Here is a 22239-nt window from a genome sequence, read left to right as displayed (position 1 = left end):
CGGGCGCCGTGTGTTTTTCTGGAAACGCCATGCGCGTCGACCTGTTCGATTTCGACCTGCCGCCCGACCGGATCGCGCTTCGCCCGATAAGCCCGCGCGACGACGCCCGGCTGATGGTCGTGCGTCCCGGCACCGCGCCCGGCCAGGCGATCGCCGATGCCCATATCCGCGATGCCCATGTCCGCGACCTGGCCGATCTGCTCGCGCCCGGCGACGCGCTGGTGTTCAACGACACCCGGGTGATCCCGGCCCAGCTCGAAGGCCTGCGCAACCGCGACGGCGCGATGGCGTCGATCTCGGCGACGCTGCACCGGCGGCTTGCCGACGACCGCTGGCTGGCCTTCGTCCGGGGCGCCAAGAAGGTCCAGCCCGGCGACCGCATCCATTTCGGCGAGACCGCGCAAACCTGCCTGCTCGGGGCGCTGGACGCGACCGTCGTGTCGAAGGACGATGACGGCGTGGTCTTCGCTTTCGACCTGTCGGGCGTCATCCTGGACGAGGCGGTCGCGCGGGTCGGCCACGTGCCGCTGCCGCCCTATATTGCCTCGAAACGGCCCGAGGACGCGGCGGACCGGGCCGATTACCAGACCGTCTATGCCCGCGACGAAGGGTCGGTGGCGGCGCCCACCGCCGGCCTGCATTTCACCGCCGGGCTGATGGACCGGCTGAGAGCCCGCGGCATCGACCTGCATTTCCTGACCTTGCATGTCGGCGCCGGCACCTTCCTGCCGGTCAAGTCGGATGATACCGCCGACCACAAGATGCATCCCGAATTCGGCCTGGTGACGCCTGAGGTGGCCGATGCGCTCAACCGGACGCGCGCCCGCGGCGGCCGGATCGTCGCCGTCGGCACCACCTCGCTCCGGCTGCTGGAAAGCGCGACGGCCGAGGATGGCGTGATCCGGCCGTTCGCCGCGGAAACCGCGATCTTCATCACGCCGGGCTACCGGTTCCGCGCCGTCGACGCGCTGATGACCAATTTCCACCTGCCGCGCTCGACCCTGTTCATGCTGGTCTCGGCCTTTGCCGGCCTTGCGACCATGCAGGCCGCCTATGGCCGCGCGATCGAGACCGGCTATCGCTTCTATTCTTATGGCGACGGCAGCCTGCTGTTCCGCCAGCCGGCCGCAGCGCCTGGAGAGGCCAGCTAAAATGTCGCATCGCCCTGACCATGAGCCGTCGACCGCGTCGGCCGGCGACGCCCCGGCCGGCTTCTCGTTCCGGATCGACGGCCGCGACGGCGCGGCGCGCACCGGCGTGATCACGACGCCGCGCGGGGCCATCCGCACGCCGGCCTTCATGCCGGTCGGCACCCAGGCGACGGTGAAGGGCATGTATATGGACCAGGTCCGCGCGCTCGGCGCCGATGTGATCCTGGGCAATACCTATCACCTGATGCTCAGGCCCGGCGCCGAGCGGGTCGCCGGACTTGGCGGCCTGCATCGTTTCGGCGGCTGGAGCGGGCCGATCCTGACCGATTCCGGCGGTTTCCAGGTGATGTCGCTGTCCAAGCTGCGCAAGCTCAGCGAGCAGGGCGTGACCTTTGCGAGCCATATCGACGGCAGCCGTTTCGAGCTGACGCCCGAGCGTTCGATCGAGATCCAGGGCCTGCTCGGCTCGGACATCCAGATGCAGCTCGACGAATGCGTGGCGCTGCCCAATGAGCGGGCGGTGATCGACAAGGCCATGCGCCTGTCGATCCGCTGGGCCGAGCGCTCCAGGCGCGCCTTCGAGAGCCAGCCGAAGGGCAGGGCGCTGTTCGGCATCGTCCAGGGCGGCGATCAGCCGGACCTGCGGGTCGAGAGCGCCCGGGCGCTCGCCGCGATGGACTTTCCCGGTTATTCGATCGGCGGCCTGGCGGTCGGCGAGCCGCAGGACGTCATGCTGGCGATGATCGAGACGGTCATGCCACATTTGCCCGACGACAAGCCGCATTACCTGATGGGGGTCGGCACGCCCGACGACCTGATCGGAGCGATCGCGCGCGGCGTCGACATGTTCGACTGCGTCATGCCGACGCGCAATGGCCGCCACGGCCAGGCCTTTTCGCGTTTCGGCAAGCTCAATTTCCGCAATGCCCGCCACGCCGAGGATCCGCGGCCGGTGGACGAGACGTCGTCATGCCCGGCGGCGCGCGACTATTCGCGCGCCTATCTGCATCATCTCATCCGCACCGAGGAGATGCTGGGTTCGATGCTGGTGACCTGGATCAACCTGGCCTATTACCAGGACCTGATGGCCGGCGCCCGCGCGGCGATCGCCGCCGGCCGCTTCACCGATTATGCCGCCGAGGTGCGCGCGGGCTGGCAGCGCGGCGATCTCGCGCCTTATGGCGGCTGAGCGGGTTTACGCTGGAGCCGCGCACGCCGGGTTGCGGCACTTCGCGTGTTCGCACAAGAACCACTGCCTTCACCTCTCGCCGGCGGGGCGAGGTCGACCTTGAGCGCAGCGAAAGCTCGGGAGAGAGAGGGCAAGGCGCTCGACGACAAAGCACCATGCGAAACGCGTAAAGCCTTGTTCTGAAAGTATTATTCACCCTCTCCCGGCGCAATAGCATCGAGCGAACGCGAGATGCGTTCGCACTCGCTATCCGCGCCGACCTCCCGCGCCGGGGCGAGGTGGGGCCGGTGCTTCAGGTGCCAGAGCTCGAGGCGTGGGCAGCCACCCTCCAGCCAGCTCAGTCGATCTTGAAGTCCGACGCCTTCCAGGGCATTTTCGGATAGACCGGGTTCATGGTCTCCAAGGTGTCGCGGACGATCGACGCGACAATGCAGTTGCGCGCCCATTTGCGGTCGGCCGGCACGACATGCCAGGGCGCGGCATCGGTCGAGCAGCGCCTGAGCGCGGTCTGGTAGGCGTCCTGGAAATCACCCCAGAGCGCGCGGTCCTCCAGGTCGCCGGCGTTGAATTTCCAGTGCTTTTTGGGATCGTCGAGCCGCTCCTGCAGGCGCTCGCCCTGCTCCTTCCTGGAAATATGCAGCATGAATTTCAGGATCACCGTGCCGTTGTCGGCCAGCAGCTTTTCGAAGGCGTTGATCTGGTCGTAGCGCTCCTGGATGACATCCTTGGGGGCGAGCTTGCGCACCTTGCCGACCAGCACGTCCTCGTAATGCGAGCGGTTGAAGATGCCGATCGTGCCGCGCCGGGGCGCCGCCATGTGAATCCGCCAGAGATAGTCGTGGGCACGCTCCAGCTCATTCGGCTGCTTGAACGCGGTTACCGAAACGCCGATCGGTCCTGTCGTGTTGAACACGCCACGAACAGTACCGTCCTTGCCCGCCGTATCGGTGCCTTGCAGCACGACGAGCAGCGCCCGCTTGCCCTCGGCGTAGAGCCGGTCCTGCAGCTTGTCGATTTCGATGATGTCCTCGGCGAGCTTTGCCCTGGCGTCGTCTTCCTCGCCGAGGAACGACACCTCGCGCGGGTCGACGTCGTCGAGCTTCAGCTTGGAACCCGGCTTGACCAGAAGGTGTTTCAGGTACTTGGGGCAGGAATGCGACATGGCGTGCGACCGGGGGTTGGTGGACCGGCCCCATTGTTTGGTTCAGCTGGCGCCGGATGCAAGGGGAATGCATCCTTGGGCATGCATCCGTTCGGTCGCTTTCCGTGTTCAGGCAGGCACCAGGCGCCGCGCGGGAAGCGTCGCCTGGCCACAAGCAGGGGAGACAGCACCATGCGCAACCTGATCCTGGCCGCCGCGGCTGCCGCGGTTCTATCGCTCGCGTCGGCCGGCGCGCAGCCGCAGGAGAACTATGAGAGCTGGGCGGTCTTGCAGCCGAGCTTTCCGAGCACCGGTGGCGGCGGCATCATGATCGGCGAATACCGGCCGGTGATCGTCGGCAAGCTCTGCACGACCAATTTCACCGCGACCGAGCCGAACGGCACGGTCTATCGCAATGTCGTGGAGTTCGACGCGGTGGAAGCGCAGGGCGGCACGCTGTGCACCAACGGCCGCTGGCGCTCCGCCGACGGCAGTGCTTCGGGTACGACGCCGTTCCGGGTCTTCTTCAAGAACGGCATCGTCCGCGGTTCGCCCGAATGAAGGCACCGCCGGGCCCTGGCCGGTGGGCATCCGTCATGGCCGGGGGCTTACCAGGCGCGCCGGCAGATCCGCTGGCGGAAACCGTCATAGGTCACGACGACGCGACAGCAGCGGGTCACCCACATGGGCTCGCCCCAGGCGTTGACGCGCAGCACGCGCCGGCAGGCCGGCCCGTAGCCCCAGCCGCCGGCGACGATCGGCGCGCCGATAAAGGCCGGTCCCCAGGGACGGCGCCAGCCCCAGCCCGGGCGGTGCCAGTGATGGTGGCGACGCCAATGATGACCGTGCCAGGCGGGCCGGCCCCAGCCGCCGCCGAAGTGACGCCGATGGCCCCAACCGCCGCCGAAGTGACGATGGCCGCCCCAGCCGCCGCGGTGGAAGCCGCCACCCCGATGAAACCCGCCGCGATGGAAGCCGCCGCCGCGATGGAAGCCGCCGCGATGGCCGCCACCGCGGCGCATCTCGATCGGCAGGGTCGCCGGGCCGGCGACGGGGGCCAGTGCGACGCGCTCGTTTTGTGGTTCGGCGGCGCGGACGGGAGCCGCCGCGGTCGCCGCCAGCGCCATGGCGAGCGAGCCGAAGACGATGCCAAGGTGTGAGCCGATCTTGCGCATGGTGTCCTCCTGATCGCGCGGCACAGATCCGCGCGCGCTCAAGGCGCGGGCCCAAGGTGCGGGTTCCTGCCGCTGCTTGCCGACGTCCGGATCCTGCTCGATCCGGCTGGCCTTAACCTTCCGGCAGCTCAGCTGAACCGAAGCTGAATTTTCGTGTCATTCTCGGGACATCTCGGCCGCCGCCGGCTTGCGTGGCCGGCTTGGCATAGTGATAGTGGCGGCTCGTCTTGCCTTCGCGTTGGGGAGCGTGAAATCCATGAAGGCCATCATCGTCGGCGGCGGCATCGGCGGGCTCACCACCGCCTTGATGCTCACCGAGCGCGGCATCGACTGCGAGATCTACGAACAGGCGTCCGAGGTCCGCGAACTGGGCGTCGGCATCAACACGCTGCCGCATGCGATCAAGGAGTTGGCCGGCCTCGGCCTGCTGCCCCGGCTCGACGAGGTGGCGGTGCGCACCCATGAGCTGATCTATACCAACCGCTTCGGCCAGGAGGTCTGGCGCGAGCCGCGCGGGCTCGAGGCCGGCTTCGACGTGCCGCAATTCTCGATCCATCGCGGCCGCCTGCAGACGGTGATCCACCAGGCGGTGCGTTCGCGGCTGGGCGAAAGCCGGATCTTCACCGGCCACCGGCTGGGGTCATGGCGCGAGGACGAGGCCGGCGTCACCGCCTATTTCTTCGATCGCGAGGGACGGCACCGCCACACCGCTACCGGCGACGTACTTGTTGGAGCCGACGGCATCCACTCGACGGTTCGCGCCAGGTTGTTTCCCAATGAAGGTCCGCCGGCCTGGAACGGCATCATGTTGTGGCGCGGCGCGCTCGACTGGCCGGAATTCCTGACCGGACGCTCGATGGTGATCGCCGGCGGCATGAGCGCCAAGCTGGTGATCTATCCGATCGCCGAGGGGCTGTCGCCCGGCCGCAAGCTGACCAATTGGGCGATCGCCGCCAAGCTCGGCGACGGCTCGAGCCCGCCGCCGCGGCGCGAGGACTGGTCGCGGGTCGGCCGGTTCGAAGACATCATGCCCTATCTCAAGCGCTTCTCGATCCCCTATCTCGACGCCCAGCGGATGATCGAGGCGACCATCGAGTTCTGGGAATATCCGATGTGCGACCGCGATCCGCTGCCGCGCTGGAGCCATGGCCGGGTGACGCTCTTGGGCGACGCCGCCCATCCGATGTATCCGGTCGGCTCGAACGGCGCCTCGCAGGCCATTCTGGATGCGCGCTGCCTGGCCGACCTGCTGGTCTCGGCCGACCATCCGGTCCAGGCCTTGTGGGCCTATGAGCAGGCACGCCTGCCGGCCACCGCCCAGATCGTCCGGATGAATCGCAGCGGCGGGCCGGAAGGCGTCATCGACGCGGTGGAAGCCCGCGCGCCCGACGGTTTCACCGATATCGACAAGGTGCTGACCTTCGACGAGCGCAAGGCGATCGTCAGGGGTTATGCCTCGACCGCCGGGTTCACCCAGGACAAGGTGAACCGGGCCAAGGCCGCCTGATCCATGCCGGCAGTGCGTTTTCGGACCGGGCCGAACGGCACCTCGCGGCGGGCGCCGCCGCCCGGGGCCATGCGGCGATGGTGATCTCGGCGACCCGCCAGGCCGCCGTCCTGCTGGTGGCGACCGGGCTGTTTCTCGGTGCGACCTTTCCGATCGGCAAGCTTGCGGGCGAGGCCGGCGTGCCGCCGACCTCCTGGGTCTTTGCCATGACCTCGGGCGCGAGCCTGTTCCTGCTGGCCTGGGCGCTGCTCGCCGGCCGGCGGCTGCCGGCGTCGCGGCTGCATCTGCGCTATTACCTGATCAGCGCGCCGATCTCCTTCGTCATCCCGAACCTGATCATCTTCTTCTGCATCCCGCGCATTGGCGCCGGTCTCACCTCGGTCATGCTGGCGCTGTCGCCGGTGCTGACGCTGGCGCTCGCCCGGCTCCTGCGCATGCGCCGGCTGGATGTCGCCGGGGTCGCCGGCATCGCGCTCGGCCTCATCGGCGCGCTCATCATCATCGCCACGCGCAATGGCGGCGGGGTCGGCCAGCCGGCCGCGCTCGGCTGGGTCGCGCTGGCCTTGCTGATCCCGGCCTTCCTGGCCGCCGGCAATATCTACCGGACGCTGCATTGGCCCGACGGCGCCGATCCGCTGGCGCTGGCCGCGGCGACCAATATCACCGCCGCCGCGATGCTGTTCCTGGCGGTTTTCCTGAGCGGCGAGGGCAGTGCCGGCCTTGCCTCCTTGGCTGCGACGCCGGGATTGCTGGCGGCGCAGATCCTTTCGACCGGCATGATGCTGTCGCTGTTCTTCCGCCTGCAGCAGGTCGGCGGGCCGGTCTATCTCAGCCAGATCGGTTATGTCGCGGCCGCGGTCGGGCTCGTTTCGGGCACCGTCATGCTGGGCGAAAGCTATCCGCTGGCGACCTGGCTCGGCGCCCTGGTGATCGTCGCCGGCGTCGCGCTGGTGACCTATTCGCAGGCGCGCCAATAGCGATCGAGGATTGCATCGCCGCCGCGCTCTGGTTATGAGGGCGGCGTTCCGCCGGCCAAAGGCGGGATCGTAAGCGTTCACGAGAATCAACGCGCCAAACCCTTGAGGAGGCTTCGAGCCTTGGGGCGGCGCGTCCGGGTTCTCCCGCCGGGCCGCGGCGCGGCTCGAGCCTGTGAACGGAACTTCTCATGATGACATCTGAATTCAGCCATGCCGGCGGCCGCCGCGTCCGACGCAAATTGCCGCCGCGCTATGCCGGCATCGTCATGCCGCTGGTGCTGTCGATCCTGATGACCGCGGTGGTCTCGGCGATCTCGACCGCACTCAATCTCGGCCTGTCGGGGCCATTCCTCGGGCGCTGGACCGGCGCCTGGGCGCTGTCCTGGCTGGTCGCCTTCCCGACCTTGCTGGTGGTGCTGCCGCTGGTCCGGCGCATTGTCGGCGCGCTGGTCGAGCAGCCGAGAGCCTGAGTGGGCCTGACGACCTGAGCACTCGGGTTGTCCGTCCTTTTTTGGTCTTGCACGTGAACCTCTGCCCTTCGCCTCTCCCGGCGGGGAGGGCTCGGCCCATAGCGCGTGCGAACACATCTTGGGTTCGCTCGACGTTATGGGGCGGGAGAGGGGGCAAAGCACTCAACCGACGGGCGCCATGCGAAACGGGCGTTGCTTTGCACGGGCACCACAACTCCCTCCCCCTTGCATGTTTGCGGGACCGACTCAGCGCAGGCTGAGAGGTGCGTCGAGGCCGGTGGCCACCGGCCTCGACGCGGATGTCCGGGACCGTTTCACCCTTTGGCTCAGCACCGCGGGAGAGCATGGTCCGGCCGTCCTCTGGCTCTTGTCCTGAACAGATGCTGGGGAGGAAGTCCCGTATGCAAGGCAAGGAAGCGTCCAAACAAGAGACCGAAGGCAAGTCTACCGTGGGAATCGACGTCAGCAAGAGCTGGCTCGACATCCACGTTCTGCCCGGCGGGGAGACCCACCGTTTTGCCAATGCCGAGTTGGGCATCCGGCAGTTGAAGCGCTGGCTTCAGCGCTTTGATCTGGCGCTGGTCGTGGTCGAGGCGACCGGCAAGTGGCACCGCCAGGTTCGCCGAAGCCTGCATGCCTCGGGCGTGCCGGTTGCCGTGGTCGATCCTTATCGCGTGCGCATGTTCGCGCGTGCCACGGGCACCTTGGCCAAGACCGACCGGCTCGATGCCCGCGTGTTGGCCCTGTTCGCGCGGGCCATGAACCCGGCCCAGCGACCGCCGGCACCGGAAGCCCTCGATGCGCTCAATGAGTTGGTCAGCGCCCGCGATGCGGCCGTCGACGAACAGACAGCCCTCAAGAACCAGCGGCACGCGGTCACCGACAAGTTCCTGATCCGCCATCTCGCTCACCGTCTCACCCGGATCGCCAAGGCTATCGAAGCCATCGCCGGCGAGATCGCCAAACGCATCGCGGCCGATCCATGCCTGGCCAGACGCCACGACATTCTGATCTCGATCCCTTCGTTCGGCCCGGCGGTCGCCACGACCCTGGTGGCCGCCCTGACCGAGCTGGGGACCTGCAACATCAAACAGATCAGCCTGTTGGCGGGACTAGCCCCGATCGCCGATGATTCGGGTGAACGACAGGGCGTCCGCGTCATCTGGGGCGGACGCTCCCGGGTGCGCCGCGTTCTCTACCTGGCGGCGCTCTCGGCCACGCGCTGCAACGTCGACATGAAAAGTTTCCACGACCGCCTGATCGCCAAGGGCAAGAAGCCCAAATGCGCCCTCATCGCCGTGGCTCGAAAGCTCGTCGTCCTCGCCAACACCCTTATCGCTCAGGACCGCACTTGGGCCACTCACGCTCCAAAACAGGCTTGACCCGAAACACAGATGCTCTCCCGGCGCTAAAGCGCCGACCTCCCCCCGCCGGGGGGAGGTCGGCGGCATCCCGATGAGGTCGGCTTTCGCAACAGACGTGAATCGGCCAGCCGTGTCGGAGCTTCGACCAGCTCACGCCCCCGGAGGCGGCGGCAGGAACACCACTTCATGCTTGGCCGAGATCGCGACGACCGCCTCGGGCGTCTGCTCGGGCAGCGAATGGATGCCCCAGAACAGGTCGTAGAGCTTGCGCGTCGGGGTGACCCAGAAGAAACATTTCACCGTCTGGTCGCTCTTGTTGAAAATGCCGTGGGCCTGGCCCATCGGCAGCCGGATGACGTCGCCTGATGTGGCGGCGAAATCCCGGCCTTCCAGCACCAGGTCGAGCCGGCCCTCGAGCATATAGATGAACTCGTCCTGGGTCGGATGGATATGCGGCGGCACGAAGGTGCCCGGCGGGAAGGTCGCGTGCCATGACAGCGAGCCCTCGCTCAGCTGTTTCGGCACATAGGTCTGGCCCATGATGTTCCAGACGATCCCGTCGATCCCGGTGCCGGCCTTGGTGACCCCAGCGGTCATCGGCTGCATGATATTCTCCCCTCGCATGTGTCCGGGCCGGATCAAACCGCAAGGCCCGTCCGCGGGCAACCCGCGACTGCCGTTATGATTAGCGCGGCGGCCGGGGCGCCGCGGCGATTGCCGCACTTGAAGAGTGCCCGGCGGCACTGTCTACTCGTCAAAAATGCGGACCAAAGCTCCGCCCGGACGGCATCAAGACCGTTGGCTTGTTTTCAGCGCATCGAGGAGGAAGCGCCCCATGTCCACGAAAGTCTGGATTCCGTCGCGACGGACGATATTGACCGGGTCGGCCGGCCTGGCGCTGTCGGGCGCCGCGGCACCGGCGGTGCTGGCGCAGCCGCGTTTCCCGGCGAGGCCGGTGACGCTGATCGTGCCGTGGACGGCCGGCGGGTCGTCGGATGTCGGGTTCCGGGCGCTCGCCGAGGCGACGCAAAAACATCTCGGCGAGCGGATCGTGGTGGAGAACCGGCCGGGCGCCGGCGGCACCCTCGGGCCGGCGCAGATGGCGGCCAATGCCAAGCCCGACGGCTATACCCTGGCGCAGATGCCGATCACCATGTTCCGGTTGCCGCACATGACGCGGGTGACCTTCAACCCGCTGACCGATTTCAGCTATGTGGTCCATGTCGCCGGTTATTGCTTCGGCGTCACGGTCCGGGCCGACAGCCCGCACAAGACCATGCGCGACCTGATCGAGTTCGCCCGCGCCAAGCCCGACGAGGTGACCTATGGCACGCCGGGCGCCGGCACCTCGCTGCACATCACCATGATGGAGATCGCCAAGCGCGAGAACATCAAGTGGACCCATGTGCCGTTTCGCGGCGCGGCCGAGACCAATGCGGCGGTGCTCGGCGGCCATGTCATGGTGCAGGCCGATTCCAGCGGCTGGGCGCCGCTGGTCAATGGCGGGCAGCTCCGGCTCCTGTGCACCTGGGGCAAGAGCCGGACGAAGTCCTGGCCAACCGTTCCGACCCTCCAGGAAAGCGGCATCGACATCGTCTCGAACTCGCCCTTTGGCCTGGCCGGGCCGAAAGGCATGGACCCGGGCGTGGTCAAGATCCTGCACGACGCCTTCAAGAAGGGCATCGAGGACCCGGATCACCTGCGCGTCATGGCGCAGCTCGACCAGGAGGTCGACTATATGGACACGGCAACCTACGAGGCCTTCGTCCGCAAGACCTTCGACGAGATGAAGAGCCAGGTCGAAGGCCTCAACCTGCGCGGCTGACGCCGGTTCCGCACACGATCAGGATGGTGCTCACGATGCGCGTTGCGGATCTCGTGGCGGCGGCGGCCACTGCCGCGCTCGGCGCCTTGCTGGTGCGGGAGGGGCTGGACCTCGGCCTCGGCCGGCCGGCCAATCCGGGTTCCGGCTTCATCTTCTGGTGGATCGGCGTGATCCTGATCGCAGCCGCCGGGGCGCTTGGCCTGATCGGCCTTGCCGCGCCGCCGGCCGATCCGGTGCCAGCGGGCGAGGGGCGCTGGCAGCTGGCGCTGGCCGCCGCCGCCGCCGTGCTCGCTTATGCGCTGGTGTTCCAGCCGCTCGGCTTCATTCCCTCGACCATCGCATTGCTCACCGGCCTGTTCGTGGTGGTCGGCCGCTATGCCTGGCCGGTCGCGCTCGGGCTCGGCGCCGGCACCGCCGTCCTGTCCTGGTTCGTGTTCGCCCGGCTCCTGTCGAGCCCTTTGCCGCCCGGCCTGCTCGCCGGCATCTTGGCCGGGAGTTGAGCCATGGATCTCCTGAGCCAGCTCGGAACCGGCTTTCTGGTCGCGCTCGCGCCGGAAAACCTGTTCTACTGCCTCGCCGGCGTGGTCATCGGCACGCTGGTCGGGGTTCTGCCGGGCATCGGCCCGATCGCCGCCATGTCGCTGCTGCTGCCGGCGACGCTCGCCATCCCGCCGACCGCGGCGGTGATCATGCTGGCCGGCATCTATTACGGCTCGATGTATGGCGGCTCGACCACCTCGATCCTGGTGCGCATTCCAGGCGAGGCGGCTTCCGTCGTCACCTGCCTCGACGGCCATGAGATGGCCAAGCAGGGCCGGGCCGGCCCGGCGCTCGCCATTTCCGCCATCGGCTCGTTCATTGCCGGCACCGCCGCGCTGGTCGGGCTCGTCCTGCTGGCGCCGGTCATGGTGACCGCGGCCCTGGCCTTCGGGCCGGCCGAATATTGCGCGCTGATGGTGCTGGGCCTTTGCCTCATCGCCTATCTGTCCCAGGCCTCGGTGCTGAAATCGCTGATCATGGCGGCGATCGGCCTGGTGCTCGGCCTCGCCGGCCTCGATTCGATCACCGGCCTGCCGCGGCTGACCTTCGACCGGCTGGAACTGATCGACGGAGTTGGCCTGGTGCCGGTCGTGATGGGGCTGTTCGGGGTTGCCGAGATCCTGAAGAACCTCGAACAGGGCACCAGCCGCAGCCTGGTGCAGAGCAAGGTGACCGGCCTGATGCCGAAGCGGGCCGACTGGCTGGCCAGCCGCTTCGCCATCCTGCGCGGCACAGTGATCGGTTTCGTGCTGGGCATCCTGCCCGGCGGCGGCGCGGTGATCTCGTCCTTTGTCGCTTATGCCGTGGAAAAGCGCATTTCGAAGACGCCGGAGCGCTTCGGCCATGGCGCCATCGAGGGCGTGGCGGCGCCTGAAGCCGCCAATAATGCGGCCGCCGGCTCGGCCTTCATTCCGCTCTTGACGCTCGGCATCCCGCCCAATGCCGTGCTGGCCCTGCTGATGGGCGCGCTGATCATCCACAACGTGCCGATCGGTCCAACCCTGATCAGCCAGCGGCCCGACCTGTTCTGGGGCGTGGTCGCCTCCATGTATGTCGGCAATGTCATGCTGCTGATCCTCAATCTGCCGCTGATCGGCCTGTGGGTGCGTTGCCTGAGCGTGCCCTATGGCATCCTGTTCCCGATCATCCTGCTGCTCTGCTGCATCGGGGTGTTCTCGGTCTCCGGCCATATCTTCGACGTCTATGTGATGATCGCTTTCGGCGTCGTCGGCTGGGCGGTCGCGCGCTTCGGTTTCGAGCCGGCGCCGCTGGTGCTCGGTTTCGTGCTCGGGCCGCTCCTGGAAAACAACCTCAGGAAGGCGCTGATCCTGTCGCGCGGCAGCTGGATGACCTTCCTGGAGCGGCCGATCTCGGCGGTGTTCATCATCGCCTCGGCGGTCGTGCTGCTGACCGCGCTGGTGCCCTGGATCAATGCCAAGCGCAAGGAGATAGCGGTCGAGGGGTAGGGGCGGGGCGGGATATCGAGAGGGTCTGCCTCCAGTACCCCCCAGAGCAGGTTGTCGTCCTTCGAGGATCGCACGAGAACCACCGACCCACCTCGCCCCGGCGGGGAGAGGTCGGCCGAAGGCCGGGAGAGGGGGAACTCCTTCCCGCGCGCGAACCTCCGCCAGCCATCGGCTGCTGGCGCCATCGCGCCTGAACCGCTATCGCTTGCTCATCTTTCGACAGGACCCGTTTTCATGCTGACGTTCACACGCCATCAGGCCGACCGTTTCGACCATATCGCCTTCACCCCGGAAACCCTGGTCATTGCCGGCTGGGCCGGGCGCGACGAAAAGGCGATCCATCACCATATCGAGGAGCTCGCGGCGATCGGCGTGCCGCCGCCGTCATCCGTGCCGGTGTTCTATCGCGGCGCCAATGCGCTGTTGACCCAGGCGACGCGGGTCGAGGTGCTCGGGCCCGATTCGTCAGGCGAGATCGAGCCGGTCATCGTGTCGCTCGCCGACGGCCTGTGGGTGACGGTCGGTTCCGATCACACCGACCGCAAGGCCGAAACCGTCGGCATCGCCCTGTCCAAGCAGATGTGCGCCAAGCCGGTCGCGACGGCCTTATGGAAGCTCGACGAGGTGACCGCCCATTGGGACGAGCTGATCCTGCGGTCGCATGCGGTGATCGACGGCGCCCGCGTGCTCTATCAGGAGGGCAAGCTCTCGGCGCTCCGCCCGCCGTCCGACCTGATCGCCAAATGGACGGGACACGCGACGCTGCCGCCGGCGACCGTCATGTTCGGCGGCACGCTCGGTGCCATCGGCGGCATCCGGCCGGCCGCGCGGTTCGAGATGGAATTGATCGATCCCGTGCTGAACCGGGCGATCAGCCATGCCTATGACATTGCGGATCTGCCCGTCGTCAGCTGAGGCGCGTCAGCCCTTTTTGGGTTCGCGCCGCGTCGGATCGAAATGTTTCTTCGGGCCGGTCCAGCAGTCGGTGCAATCCGCCTGCGGGGTCGGCCGACCGATCGGACCGGCTTCAGGCCGCCCGTCCGCCGGCGGTGGCCCGGCGGAAATGGCGCTCCAGCATGATCATCACGCCGAGCGCGGCCAGCGCCGCGCCGAAGGCGACGATCAGTGCGGCGGTCGGGCCGGAATGGCGGATCAGCGCGGCGAAGATCATCGGCGAAATGGCGAAGACGATGTTCTGCGGCAGCGACAGCCAGCCGGTCATGGTGGCATAGGTCTGCCAGCCGAACAGGGCGAGCGGCGCGACATTGCGCACGATGGTCATGGCGCCGGCGGCCAGGCCGTAGCCGACGACGAAGCCGATGGCGATGGCCGGCGAAGCGTTGCCGATCACCGGCAAGGCGACCGCGACCGGCATGATCGCCGCCGAGACCACGCCAATGGTGAGGATGCCGTGGCGTTTGCCGAAGGTCATTTCGGCAAGCCGCGCCGAGACCTGGGCCGGCCCCATCAGCGCGCCGGCGGCGACCGCGAAGGCCGCGGAATGGCCATAACCTTCGAGAATGCCGATGACATGTAGCGGCAGGCCCCAGGAGACGAAGCCGGTCAGCGAGAAGCCGGCCGCCATCAGGATGAAGGCCTTGCGCCGGTCGGCCGGGGTCAAGGACAGGGCGGCTGTCGCCGGTTCGCCGGGCACGCTATCGGCGTGGTTGCGGCCATTGGAGACGCGCAGGCCGAAGGCGTGGATCGGCAGGCAGACGACGAGTTGGGCGAGCGCGAACAGGAGGCAGGTGTCGCGCCAGCCGATGCTGGTGTTGAGCCAGGCGGTCAGCGGCCAGAACACGGTCGAGGACAGGCCGCCCATCAGCATCAGCAGGCCGATCGACTGGCGGGCGCGCTGGCGGTCGAGCTGGGCGAGCGCTGCGGTCGCGGCCTGGGTCAGCGACAAGGGCGTGCCGATGCCGATCACCACCCAGGCGGCGAGATAACTGACCAGGCCGGTGGCGCGCGACAGGATGACCAGGGCGATGGCCATCAGGAGCGAGCCGGCCACCATTGGCCAGTGCGCGCCATGGCGGTCGATGACCCGCCCGAGCCGCGGCGCGACCACGGCGCTGACCAGCAGCATGACCGAAATGCCGGCAAAAATGCCTTCGCCGGTCAAGCCGAGCTCGGCGGTGAGCGGGCCGGCCATGGTCGAGGGCAGGTAATAGGTCGTGCCCCAGCCGAACACCTGGGTGATGGCAAGGAGACCAGCGACGCGGGTGGTGGCGGGGTTTGTCGGGACGGGCGGACTCGGCATTTCCCGTCAAAATTGCTTGAGCGGGCAGGGGCTTACAACCCTGAGAAAAAGCGCGGCTGCTCAGCGTCCTCGGGCCGCTGCGAGCCGCGATCCCGCCGGGCGCAGCGATCGCCGGCGCCGCGACGGGCAAGCCGATCGACGGCGTCGTCGGGCGCGCGGCGCAGCCCGCGATTGAACCGGGCCGGCCCTGCCGGCGGGCCCTTGCGCCTTTGCCGTGTAGCGCATCACGCGCTGCCTGCTTTTATCGCTTGGCACGATTGGCGGCAGCCGCCCATACTCGGGCCAAGTGGCCGGCTAACGGCTGCACGGGCGAACGGCACCGACAGGGGAACTTTATGGCTGTGGATCAAACATACCGGCGGCTGAGCCGCCGCTCGCTCATCAAGCTGACCGCCGCGGGCGGCTTGGCCTCGGCGCTGCCTTCCACCTTCCTGTGCCCCGAAGCCCTGGCGCAGGGCCGCAAGGTGCTCAACACGATGATCACGCCCGAGCCGCCGATCGCCGTGCCGGGTATCAACAACCAGGGCCCGACGCTGATCGTCGGCAGCAAGCTGTTCGAAGGTCTTTTGTCCTATTCGCCGCGGCTCGGCGCGCGGCCGGCGCTGGCCAAGTCCTGGGAGGTCGGGTCCGATGACCTGACCTATACGTTCAACCTGCAGACCGGCGTAACCTGGCATGACGGCAAGCCGTTCTCGGCCGACGACGTGGTGTTCAACCTCACCAAGCTGCATCCGGAGGTGAACCCGCGCCTGCGCGCCACCCTCGCCAATATCGAAAGCGCCGTCGCCAAGGATCCGGCCACCGTCGTCATCAAGCTGAAGACGCCGTTCGAGCCGTTCATCCTGAATTTCGACGCGACCACGCTGCCGATGCTGCCGAAACACCTCTATGAGGGCACCGACGTCCGCAACAATCCGGCGAACCAGAACCCGGTCGGGACCGGCCCGTTCCGCTTCGGCGAATGGCAGCGCGGCAATTTCATCCGCTTCGTCAAGTTCGACAAATATTGGCAGCCGGGCAAACCGACGCTCGACGAGATCGTCTATCGCATCATTCCCGATTCCAACCTGCGCGGCGTCGCGCTGCAGTCGGGCCAGGTGCAGATGGCCGCCTTCAACGACATCGAGGCCTTCGACGTGCCGCGCTTCCGCGGCCTGCCCAATCTGGAGGTCGCGATCAACGGCTGGGAGCTGTTCGCGCCCCTGTCCTGGATCGACATCAACAACCGGGTGAAGCCGCTCGACAACCCGAAAGTGCGGCGGGCGCTGTCGATGGCGATCGACCGCAACTTCATCCTGAACCGGCTGTGGTTCGGTGTCGGCAAGGTGGCGACCAGCCCGATCTGCTCGTCGACCAAGTTCCACGACGCCTCGGTCCGGCTGCCGGCGTTCAGCGTCGCCGAGGCGAACAAGCTGCTCGACGAGGCCGGCCTGCCGCGCAAGGCCGACGGCACGCGCTTCGAACTGCGCTTCATGACGCTGCCTTACGGCGAGATCTGGAACCGGCTCGGCGAATATATCCGCCAGGCCTTCGGCCAGATCGGCGTCAAGCTGAATGCGGAAGCCGTGGATGCCGCCACCTGGGCGCGCCGGGTCGGCGAGTGGGACTACGACCTGACGGTCAATTTCGTCTACCAGTGGGGCGATCCGACCATTGGGGTCGAGCGCACCTATGTCTCGTCGAACATCCAGAAGATCACCTTCACCAACACCATGGGCTATTCCAATCCGAAGGTCGACGCGGCCTTCCTGAAGGCCCGCCAGTCGGCCAAGGCGGAGGATCGGCAGGCGGCCTTCAGCGAGGTGCAGAAGATCCTGGTCGACGAGATGCCGGTGATCTGGCTGTTGGAACTCGCCTTCCCGACGATCACCGACAAAAGGCTGAAAAACGTCATCACCTCGGCGACCGGCATCCATGACAATTTTGCCGGCGTGACATTGGGGTGAGCGGAGTGACGCAGTCCCGGATCCGGGTCATCTGACATGGATGCCTCCCATTTCCTCATGTTCCTCGTCCAGCGCCTGATCAAGGCGCTGGGCGTGGTGATCGGCGTGGTCATCCTCGCCTTCTTCCTGGTCAGGCTGGCGCCGGGCGATCCGGCGCTGGTCATCGCCGGCCAGTCGGGGGCGGCCGACGCGCAGTTCCTCGCCCAGTTGCGCCAGCAGTTCGGCCTGGACAAGTCGCTCGGCACGCAGCTGTTGATCTATCTCAAGGGCATAGCCACACTCGATTTCGGTTATTCGCACCGGGTCCAGCGCACCGTCGGCAGCCTGATCGCCGAGCGCCTGCCGGCGACCATCCTGTTGACCGCGACCGCCTTCATCTTCGCCGTCTCGGTCGGCGTCACGCTCGGCGTGCTGGCGGCGCGCCGGGTCGGCACCTGGGCCGACAGCCTGATCACCGTCATCGCGCTGACCTGCTACGCCACGCCGCTGTTCTGGGTTGGCCTGATCTTCATCCTGGTGTTTTCGATCTGGCTGAACTGGCTGCCGGCGATCGGCATGTATTCGATCGGCGAGGACTTGCACGGCCTCGCGTTCGCCTGGGACGTGGCGCAATACCTGGTCCTGCCGTCGCTCACCCTCGGCCTGTTCTTCATGGCGCTTTACGCCCGGCTGACCCGCGCCTCGATGCTCGAGGTGGCGACCCAGGACTTCGTCCGCACCGCCCGCGCCAAGGGCCTGAAGGAGGGCCCGATCGTGCGCCGGCACATTCTCAGGAACGCGCTGCTGCCGGTCATCGGTTTTGCCGGCGTCCAGGCCGGTACCATTGTCGGCGGCTCGGTGCTGGTCGAAACGGTCTTCGCCTGGCCGGGCGTCGGCCGGCTCGCCTTCGAGGCCTTGCTGGCGCGTGACTACAACCTGCTGCTCGGCGTGTTCATCGTGACCTCGGCCATGGCGGTCGTGATCAACCTGATCACCGATGTGATCTATGCGCTGGTCGATCCGCGCATCGAGGTGGGCGCATGACCTCGTTCTGGAAACGCTTCTCCAAAAATGTCGGGGCCGTGATCGGCCTGGCGATCATGGCGGTGGTGCTCGTCCTGGCGGTGTTCGGTCCCTGGATCGCGCCCGGCAATCCCTGGGACATGGCGGGTTCGCCGGTGTCGCCGCCGCTCGACGAGGGCCATCTCCTCGGCACCGACATGCTCGGCCGCGACGTCTGGGCGACCATTGTCCACGGCGCCCGGGTCTCGCTCCTGATCGGCGCGGTCTCGACCGCGGCGGCGCTCTTGATCGGCGTGACGCTCGGCGCCTTCGCCGGTTATGCCGGCGGCCTGATCGACGACCTGATCATGCGTTTCACCGAGTTTTTCCAGGCGATCCCGAGCTTCGTGCTGGCCTTGTTGATCGTGGCGATCTTCCAGCCCTCGGTCGCCTCCATCGTGCTGGCGGTGGCGATCGTCTCCTGGCCGCCGGTGGCACGCGTGGTGCGCGGTGAATTCCTGTCGCTCCGCTCGCGCGAATTCGTCCAGGCCGCGGTCGTCCTCGGGCAGGGCACCTGGACCATCGTGTTCCGCCAGATCCTGCCCAATGCCCTGTCGCCGATCGTCGTGCTGGCGTCCTTCATGGTGGCGACCGCCATCCTGCTGGAGGCCGCGCTGTCGTTTTTGGGCCTCGGCGATCCCAATGTGATGAGCTGGGGCTTCATGATCGGTTCGGGGCGCTCGACCATCCAGCTCGCCTGGTGGACCAGCGTGTTTCCCGGCATCGCGCTGTTCCTGACCGTGCTTGCCCTCAACCTGATCGGGGAGGGGCTGTCGGATGCCCTCAACCCGCGCCTGCATGACCGAGGTGGCGAATGACCGGGCCGCTGCTTTCGGTGAAGAACCTGACCGTCGCGCTGCCGCCGGGCGGCGACCGGCCGGAGGCGATATCGGACGTCTCCTTCGATCTGTCGCCCGGCGAGGTCTTGTGCATCGTCGGCGAATCCGGGTCGGGCAAGTCGATCGCCGCCTCGACCATCATGGGGCTTTTGCCGAAGCGCCTGCCGGTGACCTCCGGTTCGGTCATCTTCGAGGGCCAGGACATCCTGGAGCTGAGCGCCGAGGCCAAGCGCTCGCTGCGCGGCCGCCGGGTCGCGATGATCTTCCAGGAGCCGATGACGGCGCTCAACCCGATCATGCCGATCGGCAAGCAGATCGCCGAGGTGATGGAGGCCCATGACGTCGGCGATCCCGGCTCGCGCCGGGTCAAGGCGCTGGAACTCCTGGCGAGCGTCGGCATTCCCGATCCCGCGCGCACGATCGACGCCTATCCGTTCCGGCTCTCCGGCGGCCAGCGCCAGCGCGTCATGATCGCCATGGCGCTGGCGCTCGAACCGGCGGTGCTGATCGCCGACGAGCCGACCACCGCGCTCGACGTCACCACCCAGGCGCAGATCCTCAGGCTGATCCGTGACCTGCAGGCGACCAAGGGCACCGGCGTCTTGTTCATCACCCACGACTTCGGCGTGGTCGCCGACATCGCCGACCGGGTCGCCGTGATGAGCAAGGGCCGGATCGTCGAGATCGGCACCCGCGACGAGGTGCTGAACGCGCCGCGCCATCCCTATACCCAGCGGCTGATCGCCGCCGTGCCGCATTTCGCCGCGATTTCGCGCGCCGCGGTGACGACCGCGCCGCTGCTCGACATTCGCGACGTCTCGAAAGTGTTCCACCGCGGCGGGTTCCTGATCAAGCGCAGCGAGGTGAAAGCGGTCAACGACGCCTCGCTGGTGGTCGCGCGCGGCGAGACGGTCGGACTGGTCGGCGAATCGGGGTCGGGCAAGTCGACGCTGGCGCGCTGCGTCGTCCGGCTCTACGACCCGACAGCCGGCGCCATCCTGTTCAACGGCGTCGATATCGCGCCGCTCGGCAAGGCCGCGATGAAGCCCTTGCGCAAGAAGATCCAGATGGTGTTCCAGGATCCCTTCGCCTCGCTCAATCCGCGCCGGCGGATCGGCGACATCATTGCCGAAGGTCCGGTAACCCATGGCGTGTCGCGGGATGTGGCGCTTGGCCGCGCCCGTGAGCTCCTGGCCCTTGTCGGCCTCGATGCCGGTGCCATCGAGCGTTTTCCCCATGAGTTTTCCGGCGGCCAGCGCCAGCGCATCGGGCTCGCCCGGGCGCTGGCGCTCGATCCGGAACTCCTGGTGGCCGACGAGCCGGTCTCGGCGCTCGACGTCTCGGTCCAGGCCCAGGTGCTCGACCTGATCGCCGATCTCAAGGCCCGGCTTGGGCTGACCATGCTGTTCATCACCCATGACCTGCGCATCGCCGCCCAGATCTGCGACCGGATCGCGGTGATGAAACAGGGCGAGATCGTCGAGCTCGGCCCGACCCGCGACGTCTTCGAAACCCCGCGCCACGCCTATACGAAAGAACTCCTGGCGGCGATCCCCGGCCGGGCCTGGGAAGCGACGCGCAGCGCGCCGGTTCAGCCTGCCTCTTGATCCGGCGCGCGGAATGTGGTCACTCCCATGCCGACGCGGGTATAGCTCAGTGGTAGAGCAGCAGCCTTCCAAGCTGAATATGCGGGTTCGATTCCCGCTACCCGCTCCAGCACCCCCCGCCACATCAATGCCGCTAGGCCGTTGTCATCACGGGCCTTTTGCGTGCTGGAGACGTCACGCCCGCTGATCTGTCCGTTCTCGCGTGCGTGGGCGGGCTGCCACTGGAAGATCCGTGGGCGCGCGCGGCCATCCTGCCTGTCCCGGCGGCTGCCGCGGGACCATTCGACGGCTTACGGTCGCAGCCGCGGGCGCCGGCGAACGCCTGCCGAAACCACCCGGCTCACGGCCGCCGCCACCCCCGGCCGGCAGCCCCCGGCACGATCTTCATCAGGAGTTGTGAAGACTTGCCGGAACTGGCTCTTGCAGAACCGGCGAATTCACACTATCCCCACGCCCCGAGATGTGGTCGTTCCGGCCGCAGGTTCCAATTCGATCCGTCGAGAGGCGTCCCATGGCCAAGGAAAAGTTCGCACGCACTAAGCCGCACTGCAACATCGGCACGATCGGTCACGTCGACCATGGCAAGACGTCGCTGACGGCGGCGATCACCAAGGTTCTGGCGGAGAGCGGTGGCGCGACGTTCACGGCCTATGACCAGATCGACAAGGCGCCGGAAGAGAAGGCGCGTGGCATCACGATCTCGACGGCGCATGTCGAATACGAGACGAAGAACCGCCACTACGCCCATGTCGACTGCCCCGGCCACGCCGACTATGTGAAGAACATGATCACCGGCGCGGCGCAGATGGACGGCGCGATCCTGGTGGTTTCGGCCGCCGACGGCCCGATGCCGCAGACCCGCGAGCACATCCTTTTGGCCCGCCAGGTCGGCGTGCCGGCGCTGGTGGTGTTCCTGAACAAGGTCGACATGGTCGACGACGCCGAGCTCCTCGAGCTGGTCGAGCTCGAGGTGCGCGAGCTCCTGTCCAAGTACGACTTCCCCGGCGACGACATTCCGATCACCAAGGGTTCGGCGCTGTGCGCGCTGGAGAACCGCGAGCCGGCGATCGGCCATGACGCGGTGCTGGCGCTGATGGAAACCGTCGACGCCTACATCCCGCAGCCGGAGCGTCCGATCGACCAGCCGTTCCTGATGCCGATCGAAGACGTGTTCTCGATCTCGGGCCGCGGCACTGTGGTCACCGGTCGCGTCGAGCGCGGCATCGTCAAGGTTGGCGAAGAAGTCGAAATCGTCGGCATCAAGGACACCACCAAGACGGTGGTCACCGGTGTCGAAATGTTCCGCAAGCTCCTGGACCAGGGCCAGGCCGGCGACAATATCGGCGCGCTCCTGCGCGGCACCAAGCGCGAGGACGTCGAGCGCGGCCAGATCCTGTGCAAGCCGGGTTCGGTCAAGCCGCACACCAAGTTCAAGGCCGAGGCCTATATCCTGACGAAGGAGGAGGGTGGCCGTCACACGCCGTTCTTCACCAATTATCGTCCGCAGTTCTACTTCCGCACGACCGATGTCACCGGCATCGTGCATCTTCCCGAGGGCACCGAGATGGTCATGCCGGGCGACAACATCGCCATGACGGTCAACCTGATCGTGCCGATCGCCATGGAAGAGAAGCTGCGCTTCGCCATCCGCGAAGGCGGCCGCACCGTCGGTGCCGGCGTCGTCGCAACCATCATCGAGTGATCGCATCGAACGATTGATCGCCGAGCCGCGGGGGACTAT

The 22239-nt window shown here is 67.3% G+C and carries 20 protein-coding genes and 1 tRNA gene; 17 read left to right on the top strand and 4 right to left on the bottom strand.

All coding sequences use genetic code 11. The features are described from left to right. Positions 1 to 29: 29 nt before the first annotated feature. Positions 30 to 1151 (top strand): tRNA preQ1(34) S-adenosylmethionine ribosyltransferase-isomerase QueA, encoded by a 1122-nt coding sequence (queA, locus tag E8M01_RS33505; protein WP_136964134.1) that lies wholly within the window; start codon positions 30 to 32, stop codon positions 1149 to 1151. 1 nt (position 1152) lies between these two features. Then, positions 1153 to 2340 (top strand): tRNA guanosine(34) transglycosylase Tgt, encoded by a 1188-nt coding sequence (gene tgt / locus E8M01_RS33500; protein WP_136964133.1) that lies wholly within the window; start codon positions 1153 to 1155, stop codon positions 2338 to 2340. 337 nt (positions 2341 to 2677) lie between these two features. Here the strand turns inward: tgt and E8M01_RS33495 are convergent, their stop codons facing one another. After that, on the bottom strand, positions 2678 to 3502 hold the full coding sequence (locus E8M01_RS33495; RefSeq protein ID WP_136964132.1) for a polyphosphate kinase 2 family protein: 825 nt from the start codon (positions 3500 to 3502) through the stop codon (positions 2678 to 2680). A 171-nt stretch (positions 3503 to 3673) separates the two neighbouring features. Here E8M01_RS33495 and E8M01_RS33490 point away from each other — a divergent pair, with 171 nt between their 5' ends. Beyond that, the gene (locus tag E8M01_RS33490; protein ID WP_136964131.1) at positions 3674 to 4042 is read left to right on the top strand and encodes a hypothetical protein; all 369 of its coding nucleotides are present in this window, start codon (positions 3674 to 3676) and stop codon (positions 4040 to 4042) included. A 47-nt stretch (positions 4043 to 4089) separates the two neighbouring features. Here the strand turns inward: E8M01_RS33490 and E8M01_RS33485 are convergent, their stop codons facing one another. Continuing rightward, positions 4090 to 4656 (bottom strand): hypothetical protein, encoded by a 567-nt coding sequence (locus tag E8M01_RS33485; RefSeq protein ID WP_136964130.1) that lies wholly within the window; start codon positions 4654 to 4656, stop codon positions 4090 to 4092. Between the two features lie 256 nt (positions 4657 to 4912). Between E8M01_RS33485 and E8M01_RS33480 the strand changes: the two genes are divergently transcribed. The 4 genes from E8M01_RS33480 (at position 4913) to E8M01_RS33465 (ending at position 8992) form a co-directional block, all read left to right on the top strand. After that, complete coding sequence (locus E8M01_RS33480; protein WP_136964129.1) at positions 4913 to 6163, top strand: flavin-dependent oxidoreductase; 1251 nt, start codon at positions 4913 to 4915, stop codon at positions 6161 to 6163. 77 nt (positions 6164 to 6240) lie between these two features. Continuing rightward, the gene (locus E8M01_RS33475) at positions 6241 to 7140 is read left to right on the top strand and encodes a DMT family transporter (RefSeq protein ID WP_136964128.1); all 900 of its coding nucleotides are present in this window, start codon (positions 6241 to 6243) and stop codon (positions 7138 to 7140) included. A gap of 188 nt (positions 7141 to 7328) precedes the next feature. Beyond that, positions 7329 to 7610 (top strand): DUF2798 domain-containing protein, encoded by a 282-nt coding sequence (locus E8M01_RS33470; RefSeq protein ID WP_246088523.1) that lies wholly within the window; start codon positions 7329 to 7331, stop codon positions 7608 to 7610. 401 nt (positions 7611 to 8011) lie between these two features. Then, a complete protein-coding gene (locus E8M01_RS33465) occupies positions 8012 to 8992 on the top strand; it encodes an IS110 family RNA-guided transposase (protein ID WP_136964127.1) in 981 nt (326 codons plus the stop codon). 132 nt (positions 8993 to 9124) lie between these two features. Here E8M01_RS33465 and E8M01_RS33460 read toward each other — a convergent pair whose 3' ends face one another. Further along, positions 9125 to 9580: a cupin domain-containing protein gene (locus tag E8M01_RS33460; protein WP_136964126.1), complete on the bottom strand. Its 456-nt coding sequence runs from the start codon at positions 9578 to 9580 to the stop codon at positions 9125 to 9127. A 229-nt stretch (positions 9581 to 9809) separates the two neighbouring features. Here E8M01_RS33460 and E8M01_RS33455 point away from each other — a divergent pair, with 229 nt between their 5' ends. From E8M01_RS33455 to E8M01_RS33440, 4 genes are all read left to right on the top strand, one after another. Beyond that, entirely contained in the window at positions 9810 to 10799 is a 990-nt protein-coding gene (locus E8M01_RS33455; RefSeq protein ID WP_136964125.1) for a tripartite tricarboxylate transporter substrate binding protein, read from the top strand. Positions 10800 to 10834: 35 nt separating this feature from the next. Further along, positions 10835 to 11299, top strand: coding sequence for a tripartite tricarboxylate transporter TctB family protein (locus E8M01_RS33450; protein ID WP_170182183.1), 465 nt, complete (start codon positions 10835 to 10837; stop codon positions 11297 to 11299). 3 nt (positions 11300 to 11302) lie between these two features. Next, positions 11303 to 12805 carry a tripartite tricarboxylate transporter permease gene (locus tag E8M01_RS33445; RefSeq protein WP_136964123.1) on the top strand — a complete coding sequence of 501 codons (1503 nt, stop codon included), beginning with the start codon at positions 11303 to 11305 and terminating at the stop codon, positions 12803 to 12805. A 234-nt stretch (positions 12806 to 13039) separates the two neighbouring features. Beyond that, the gene (locus E8M01_RS33440; RefSeq protein WP_136964122.1) at positions 13040 to 13720 is read left to right on the top strand and encodes a DUF2848 domain-containing protein; all 681 of its coding nucleotides are present in this window, start codon (positions 13040 to 13042) and stop codon (positions 13718 to 13720) included. A 112-nt stretch (positions 13721 to 13832) separates the two neighbouring features. Here E8M01_RS33440 and E8M01_RS33435 read toward each other — a convergent pair whose 3' ends face one another. Continuing rightward, a complete protein-coding gene (locus E8M01_RS33435) occupies positions 13833 to 15065 on the bottom strand; it encodes an MFS transporter (protein ID WP_136964121.1) in 1233 nt (410 codons plus the stop codon). A gap of 335 nt (positions 15066 to 15400) precedes the next feature. On the opposite strand from E8M01_RS33435, the gene E8M01_RS33430 reads away from it, so the two are divergent. The 6 genes from E8M01_RS33430 to tuf all read left to right on the top strand — a co-directional run bounded on the left by E8M01_RS33430 (position 15401) and on the right by tuf (position 22200). After that, a complete protein-coding gene (locus tag E8M01_RS33430; protein ID WP_136964120.1) occupies positions 15401 to 17011 on the top strand; it encodes an ABC transporter substrate-binding protein in 1611 nt (536 codons plus the stop codon). Between the two features lie 36 nt (positions 17012 to 17047). After that, positions 17048 to 18034 carry an ABC transporter permease gene (locus E8M01_RS33425; RefSeq protein ID WP_136964119.1) on the top strand — a complete coding sequence of 329 codons (987 nt, stop codon included), beginning with the start codon at positions 17048 to 17050 and terminating at the stop codon, positions 18032 to 18034. Beyond that, a complete protein-coding gene (locus E8M01_RS33420) occupies positions 18031 to 18870 on the top strand; it encodes an ABC transporter permease (RefSeq protein ID WP_136964118.1) in 840 nt (279 codons plus the stop codon). Before E8M01_RS33425 ends, E8M01_RS33420 begins: the two co-directional genes overlap by 4 nt. After that, the gene (locus E8M01_RS33415) at positions 18867 to 20498 is read left to right on the top strand and encodes an ABC transporter ATP-binding protein (RefSeq protein ID WP_136964117.1); all 1632 of its coding nucleotides are present in this window, start codon (positions 18867 to 18869) and stop codon (positions 20496 to 20498) included. The genes E8M01_RS33420 and E8M01_RS33415 overlap by 4 nt, the downstream gene beginning before the upstream one ends. A 35-nt stretch (positions 20499 to 20533) precedes the next feature. After that, a tRNA-Gly gene (locus tag E8M01_RS33410) sits at positions 20534 to 20607 on the top strand. Positions 20608 to 21009: 402 nt separating this feature from the next. Further along, the gene (gene tuf / locus E8M01_RS33405) at positions 21010 to 22200 is read left to right on the top strand and encodes an elongation factor Tu (protein ID WP_136964105.1); all 1191 of its coding nucleotides are present in this window, start codon (positions 21010 to 21012) and stop codon (positions 22198 to 22200) included. Positions 22201 to 22239 lie beyond the last annotated feature (39 nt).

The organism is Phreatobacter stygius, from assembly GCF_005144885.1.
Classification (GTDB): Bacteria; Pseudomonadota; Alphaproteobacteria; order Rhizobiales; family Phreatobacteraceae; genus Phreatobacter; species Phreatobacter stygius.
This window is presented reverse-complemented; position numbering and strand designations above follow the sequence as displayed.